Source organism: Muriicola sp., assembly GCF_041567615.1.
Taxonomy (GTDB): domain Bacteria; phylum Bacteroidota; class Bacteroidia; order Flavobacteriales; family Flavobacteriaceae; genus Muriicola.
Genome location: NZ_JBFGBM010000158.1, coordinates 1 through 6,575, shown reverse-complemented (window position 1 = coordinate 6,575; position 6,575 = coordinate 1). Strand labels below are relative to the sequence as shown.

8 protein-coding genes are annotated in these 6,575 nt (G+C 49.5%); 1 reads left to right on the top strand and 7 read right to left on the bottom strand.

Features of this window, described 5'->3' with window-relative positions:
- Positions 1 to 913: T9SS type A sorting domain-containing protein (locus ABYP73_RS10520; protein ID WP_372974291.1), on the top strand; the 913-nt coding region annotated here is incomplete at its 5' end.
- Between the two features lie 6 nt (positions 914 to 919).
- On the opposite strand, the gene ABYP73_RS10515 is transcribed toward ABYP73_RS10520, so the two are convergent.
- The 7 genes from ABYP73_RS10515 to ABYP73_RS10485 form a co-directional block, all read right to left on the bottom strand.
- Positions 920 to 1,954, bottom strand: a complete 1,035-nt coding sequence (locus ABYP73_RS10515) for an FAD:protein FMN transferase (protein WP_372974290.1) — start codon at positions 1,952 to 1,954, stop codon at positions 920 to 922.
- Positions 1,932 to 2,288: a Na(+)-translocating NADH-quinone reductase subunit F gene (locus tag ABYP73_RS10510; RefSeq protein WP_372944515.1), complete on the bottom strand. Its 357-nt coding sequence runs from the start codon at positions 2,286 to 2,288 to the stop codon at positions 1,932 to 1,934. The genes ABYP73_RS10515 and ABYP73_RS10510 overlap by 23 nt, the downstream gene beginning before the upstream one ends.
- Before the next feature lie 62 nt (positions 2,289 to 2,350).
- Positions 2,351 to 3,658 carry an NADH:ubiquinone reductase (Na(+)-transporting) subunit F gene (gene nqrF / locus ABYP73_RS10505; RefSeq protein ID WP_372944514.1) on the bottom strand — a complete coding sequence of 436 codons (1,308 nt, stop codon included), beginning with the start codon at positions 3,656 to 3,658 and terminating at the stop codon, positions 2,351 to 2,353.
- Between the two features lie 2 nt (positions 3,659 to 3,660).
- The gene (gene nqrE / locus ABYP73_RS10500; RefSeq protein WP_372944513.1) at positions 3,661 to 4,404 is read right to left on the bottom strand and encodes an NADH:ubiquinone reductase (Na(+)-transporting) subunit E; all 744 of its coding nucleotides are present in this window, start codon (positions 4,402 to 4,404) and stop codon (positions 3,661 to 3,663) included.
- Positions 4,405 to 4,425: 21 nt separating this feature from the next.
- Positions 4,426 to 5,073, bottom strand: a complete 648-nt coding sequence (locus tag ABYP73_RS10495) for an NADH:ubiquinone reductase (Na(+)-transporting) subunit D (RefSeq protein ID WP_188369566.1) — start codon at positions 5,071 to 5,073, stop codon at positions 4,426 to 4,428.
- 1 nt (position 5,074) lies between these two features.
- Positions 5,075 to 5,821 carry a Na(+)-translocating NADH-quinone reductase subunit C gene (locus ABYP73_RS10490; protein WP_372944512.1) on the bottom strand — a complete coding sequence of 249 codons (747 nt, stop codon included), beginning with the start codon at positions 5,819 to 5,821 and terminating at the stop codon, positions 5,075 to 5,077.
- Positions 5,822 to 5,824: 3 nt separating this feature from the next.
- Positions 5,825 to 6,575: RnfABCDGE type electron transport complex subunit D (locus ABYP73_RS10485; RefSeq protein WP_372974289.1), on the bottom strand; the 751-nt coding region annotated here is incomplete at its 5' end.

The window sequence follows — 6,575 nt, the reverse complement described above, 5'->3', positions numbered from 1 at the left end:
GGTGGAAGGCGAAGCTGAAGAAAAATTTGAATGGAATATCGCACTATCGGGCGACTCTGTAGAATTCCTGGAGATCGATACAGAGGGGGTCTACAGCCTTGGCATTACACTTTGGGGTACTCCCGAGGAGACTGCTGATACTATTTTCTTCGCAGATGGGTTATGGGCCCTGGACATTGACCCCAGCCTGGAAAATGCCCAGTTTATGGTTTTTCAGGATTTTCAAAACAAGAATGACGAAGACTGGTTTATTGAACGTGGCGTCCGGATAAGCGGACAGATGAATGAAAAATATGTCTGGTACCGCGCATTGAATAATACCTTTAAAGCTGTAGAACTTTCCTCTTTCAAGTCCATGATTTTTGAAACACAGTTCGGTCATGCCCAGGAGATGGAAGTAGTCCTCGCCCAACCAGGCCTGGCCTGGGAGGAACAGCTAAGAACAAAGATTTTCGCTACTCCGGGGCAACAGACCCATACTCTGGCGCTGGACGCATTTGAAGGGAATACGGAATTGCTGAATGCCATACACATGGTCGTTTTCGTCCTGGAAAACACAACGCAATGCCCCAGGGATATCAATTTGGAACTGCGGAAAATGAGGTTTTCGCGTCAATTTCGGGATCGGGATATGCAGAACACTTTTGAAGGAGGCCCGGAAGCATCCCTGCGTATCTTTCCCAATCCGCTTGCCCCCCAATCCGAAATCGGATTCTTTAGTTCCCGTGCAGGCAAAGCCAGCTGGAAGTTGACCAACAGTGTTGGAAAGGAAATTCGGGCTGGGGAGTTGGAGGCGATTCAGGGAAACAATCAACAACCCTTTTATCCTCAAAAGCTATCTTCCGGGGTGTATTATCTCGAACTTCAACTGCCTGATGCGGATAAACTACAAACGGCAGTTCTCGTGCGCTGATACCTATTAGGGCTTTTGCAAGCGGGATTTGAACCCGGATGTCATAAATTCTCTTGTCTCCCCATTATCATCGAGGTAAATGATGTAGCAATCCATTCCTGACAAACCGGTTACCAGTTTTTGAGAATCCTCGAGGTCCATCGCCATAAAAGCAGTCGCATAAGCATCTGCTTCTGCACAGGTGGGTGCGATTACACTGGCAGCCAGAACATGGGAATTTTTTGTAAAGCCTGTCGTAGGATCTATGGTGTGGACATATTTCTCTCCTGTAATGGAATCTATCCGGAATTTCCGGTAATTACCCGAAGAAGCCAGGGCTTCATTCTCCAGGAAGAGGGTGGTCTTGAGTCGACGTCCTACCTCCACCTGTGGGTCATCAATACCCACTACCCACCGTTGCCCTTTGACCTTATTGGTCCCCCTGACCACGATCTCCCCTCCTACTTCCACCAGATAGTTTTCAACACCTCGCTCGTCCAGCATTACGGCCAGCCTGTCTATGGCATACCCTTTGGCGATCGCATTAAAATCGAGCTGCATCTCCGGATAGGCCTTCCGGATACGATTGTCCTTCGTCAGACTGATCTTGTCTAACCCTACATAATTCTTGAGTTGTGCGATGTGCACACTGTCCGTGAGTCCGACCGCACCTGGACCGAAGCCCCATGCATTGACCAGGATTCCCACGGTAGGGTCAAAATATCCTTGGGTCTTGTCATAGACCTCCCGACTCAGTTCGAGGACCTCCCTGAACATGGCATCGACCACTACCGTTGTATCCCCGCTGTTGATCCTGGAGATATCCGATTCTGGGATATAGGTAGACATGGACCGGTTGACGACCCTGAAAACGGAATCTATTTCCTGTTGCAGATCCAGGGAATCCTGTGTGAGGTATATTATGGAATAAGTCGTCCCCAGGGCTTCACCCAGGGCCGTATTCCTCTTCAATTCCCCCTTCGAAGCACAGGAAAGGACGAGTCCGCCCAACAGTAAAACAGTTGCGTATTTTACCAGCTTAAATTTCGACCAGCCCTTCATAATGTACCAGATATTCTTGGTTGAGCAGGACCGGTTTATTCCGGTCTGCGGCATTGGATATTCCGACCCCGGCGTAAAAGGTCCTCGCCTCGAATTTCAGGGCGTGTTCCTTAACCTTGGCCATCAGGACCTCATCGTATTTTGTGGGATCCTCCGGATAGGGAATGTTCCTGACCACGATGAAGTGGAGTTCCCTGTCCTTCAGGCATACGAACTGAGGGTTCTTTTTCAATTTGCTGTTGACCCCCATGAATTCGAATCCATCGGCCTCGAGCTCTTTCCCGACGATGTTCATCGCCAGGTTGTGCAATTCTTGTTCCGTGAGTTCCTTCATTTTTCAGGGATAAAAAAACCGATACTCAGGAATATCGGTTTTTCAGGTTACTTACTTGACTGTTATCCGCCGAAATCGTCGAAGCGGATGTTCTCGTCTGGGATTCCAAAATCTTCTCCCATCTTCTGCACCGCCTTGTTCATCAGGGGCGGCCCGCAGAAGTAGAGTTCGATATCCTCGGGCGCTTCGTGTTTGCTGAGATAGTTGTCTATCACGCAATTGTGGATGAATCCTACAAACCCGTCACCCGGACTGTCCAGATCCTCTTTCACCTTCCAGTTGTCTTCCTCCAGAGGCTCAGAGAGAGCCATATAGAATTTGAAGTTCGGGAATTCCTTCTCCAGTTTCTTAAAGTGGTCTATGTAAAACAGCTCCCTCTTGGAACGTCCTCCGTACCAGTAGGTGACCTTCCTGTTGGTCTTCAAAGTCTTAAACAGGTGGTAGAGGTGGGACCGCATCGGGGCCATACCGGCACCACCGCCTACGTAGAGCATTTCAGCGTCGGATTCGTTGATAAAGAACTCTCCGTAAGGACCGGAAATCGTAACCTTATCCCCTTTCTTCTTAGAGAAGATATAGGAAGAGGCAATTCCGGGGTTCACATCCATCCATCCATTCTTCGACCTGTCCCATGGGGGAGTTGCGATACGGACATTGAGCATGATCTCCCTTCCTTCGGCAGGATAAGAAGCCATGGAATAGGCCCTTTCAACCACTTCAGTATTCTTCATGACCAGGGGCCAGAGGTTGAATTTGTCCCACTCGGTCTTAAACTTATCAGGAGTTTCGTGCTCCTCAGGGTGTGCCGTGATATCGATATCAGAATATTTGACTTCGCAGGGCGGGATCTCGATCTGGATGTAGCCCCCGGCCTTGTAGTTCATATCCTCGGGTATCTCAACGACGAACTCTTTGATGAAGGAGGCCACATTGTAGTTTCTCACTACGGTACCCTCCCATTTCTTGATCCCGAATACCTCTTCGGGAATAGTGATGTTCATGTCTTGCTTCACCTTCACCTGGCAGGCAAGCCTGGCTCCTTCATTGAGCTCTTTCTTAGAGAAATGAGGGGTTTCCGTAGGCAGGGCTTCTCCCCCGCCTGAGAGTACATGGCACTCGCACTGGATGCACGTACCTCCTCCCCCACAGGCAGAGGGCAGGAAAATCTTCTGGTTCCCCAGGGTAGAGAGGAGTGAACTCCCCGATGCTACCTGAACCTGTTTCTCCCCGTTGATAGTAATGGTCACGGGACCTGAAGGTGATAACTTCTCCTTGGTAAATAGCAAGAGTGCTACCAGTAAAAGCAGCAGGATCATAAAGGCGATTACCGTGATCAGGATGGTACCAAGCGTACTTGTGGCTAAAATCATGCTTATTCTTTTTCTATAGCGTTAAAGGACACAACATTCTGTTCCGCATCCTCTTCCAAATTCATTTTTTCTTCTTCGGTCTTCTCTTGAACTGCGGTCTCTTCAGGAACCGGAGCAGCTTCATCCCCTCCGGTCAGCATACCTCCGAAGCTCATGAAACCTATGGCCATGAGTCCGGTTATGATAAAAGTGATCCCAAGTCCCCTCAGTGGTGGTGGGACATTGGAATAACGGATCTTTTCCCGTATGGCTGCGATGGCGAGGATGGCCAGGAACCAACCTATTCCCGAGCTCAAACCATAGTTGAAGGCGAGGCCCAGGGAAGGGATCTCACGCGCCTGCATAAAGAGGGATCCTCCGAGGATCGCACAGTTCACAGCGATCAGCGGGAGAAAGATACCCAGGGAGTTGTACAGAGCGGGTGAAAATTTCTCTACGACGATCTCCACCAGCTGTACCATGGTGGCAATGGTGGCGATAAACAGGATGAACGAAAGGAAACTCAGGTTGTAGTCTGCGTATTCCGGTCCGAGCCATGACAACGCCCCATCCCTGAGCAGGTATTGATCCAGCAGCCAGTTCAGAGGGACGGTTACAGCCAGTACAAAGATAACGGCTGCCCCAAGCCCTACGGCAGTGGATACCTTCTTGGATACCGCCAGGTAGGAACACATCCCCAGGAAGGTGGCGAAGACCATGTTGTCTATAAAGATCGACTTAAAAAATAATTCTGTATGTTCTAACATAATTCTCTTGTAAGGGGTGCATTAATTTTCTTCAATCAAAGCAGGGTTGCGGGAGCGCTGTACCCAGATCAGGATCCCGACCACGATCAGGGCCATGGGCGACAGGAGCATAAACCCGTTGTTTTCATATCCTATGGCGTATAATCCTGTCTTCTCTATGGGGTTACCCAGTACAGGGAAGCCCAATAAGGTCCCTGAACCCAGGAGTTCACGGAAAAAACCGACGATGATCAGGATGACTCCGTACCCTGCCGCATTTCCGATCCCGTCAAGGAAAGAACGCCAAACACCGTTACCCAGGGCAAAGGCTTCAAAGCGGCCCATGATGATACAGTTGGTGATGATCAGTCCCACGAAAACCGCCAGCGTCTTGCTCAACTCATAGGCAAAGGCCTTGAGTACCTGGTCTACGATGATCACCAGCGTAGCTACTACGACCAGCTGTACGATGATCCGGATCTTTGAAGGGATGATATTCCTCATCAGGGAGATCACGACATTACCCAAGCCCAGCACGAAGAGTACGGACAGGGCCATCACGATGGAGGCCTTCAGTTCTGCAGTGATCGCAAGGGCAGAACAGATCCCAAGTACCTGAATGGTGATCGGGTTATTGTCTGCCAGGGGATCTAAGATCAGTTTGGAATCTTTTTTGGAAAGTATTGCCATGTTATCCTTGGTTTCTTAAGGTTTCAAAATAGTCCTTGTACAGGTTTACGGTCTTGGCGATCATTGCCGAGACTCCGTTTCCTGTGATGGTGGCTCCCGCCAGGGCATCCACCTCATTATCGTCCTTGATCTCATTGACGGGGTCGTTATTCCCCTTCACCACTTTGATCCCGGTATAGTTCGATCCGTTGAGGATACTCTCTCCGGTAAAGTCGTCCATAAAATAGCGCTGCTTGATGTTGGCTCCCAAACCGGGGGTTTCGGCCTTATGGTCAAAATAAACTCCCTGTACCACCATATTCCTGTCCAGTGCCATAAAGCCCCAGATGGCATCCCACAAGCCTTTTCCGTACATGGGGACTATGTAATAGGTCTGCCCGTCCTTATTACCGATGAACACCGGTAATTTTGGGGTGGCGCCATCTTTAAGTTTGTCGAGCTCTTTTTTGATATCGATCATATAGGCCTGATCGTCCTTGGTGATCTGATCACCTTCTATGATCAGTTGCTCAGTGATATAGGTGGAGAATTCCTGTTCGACTACATCGGTAGGAACGAAATTGACGCTTCCTTCTCCTTCGTTCTCATTGACCCCCATAGCGTACAGAATATTCTGCTGCTTTTCGAAGCGCTCGTTCTCCTTGATCTTCCCGCTTAAAGCAGAGGCGAGGTAGGCGAGAATACTTCCCACCACGATCACCATCAAACAGGCAAACAGAACCGTATAAATATTCTTTTCTTTATCCATCTGTTATATCGTTTCAACTTTGAGTTTAGCTTCTTCAGTGTCCTTAGGTAGTACAACCGCGTTTTTGAATCGCTTGAGGCGTTTATTTACATTGGCCCTTACCACATAATGGTCGATGGTCGGCGCAAATACGTTCATAAGGAGGATGGCCAGGAAGACGCCTTCTGGATAAGCGGGATTGAAGACCCGAATCATCACCGAGATAAATCCTATCAGAAAACCGTAGATCCATTTACCCCTGTTGGTCTGTGAACCGGTAACAGGGTCTGTGGCCATGTATACGATCCCGAAAGCGAGCCCGCCTACGATCAAATGCTTCCAGAAATCGAAGCTCATCAGGCCGTAGAATTTACTGGATTCTGTGATCCATCCTGCGTCCACTACCCCGTTAAAGATCAATCCCATCGCCAGGGCACCTGCCACGGCGCTGACCATGATCCTCCAGCTGGCGATCTTGGAGAAGATCAGAAAGAGTCCGCCCAATAGGATCAGGAAGGTCGAGGTTTCCCCAACGGAGCCGGGGATAAATCCAAAGAACATATCAGAAACGGTATAGGAAAATTCGTTCTGTCCGTTCTGAGCCAGATATCCCAGGATGGTCTCCCCTGAGATGGCGTCGGGAGTTCCCGCACGCTCCATTCCCTGGTAGACCCATACCTTGTCCCCACTCATCCAAGTAGGATAAGCGAAGAAGAGAAATGCCCTGATCGTGAGAGCTGGGTTCAGGATATTCATCCCTGTACCCCCAAAGACC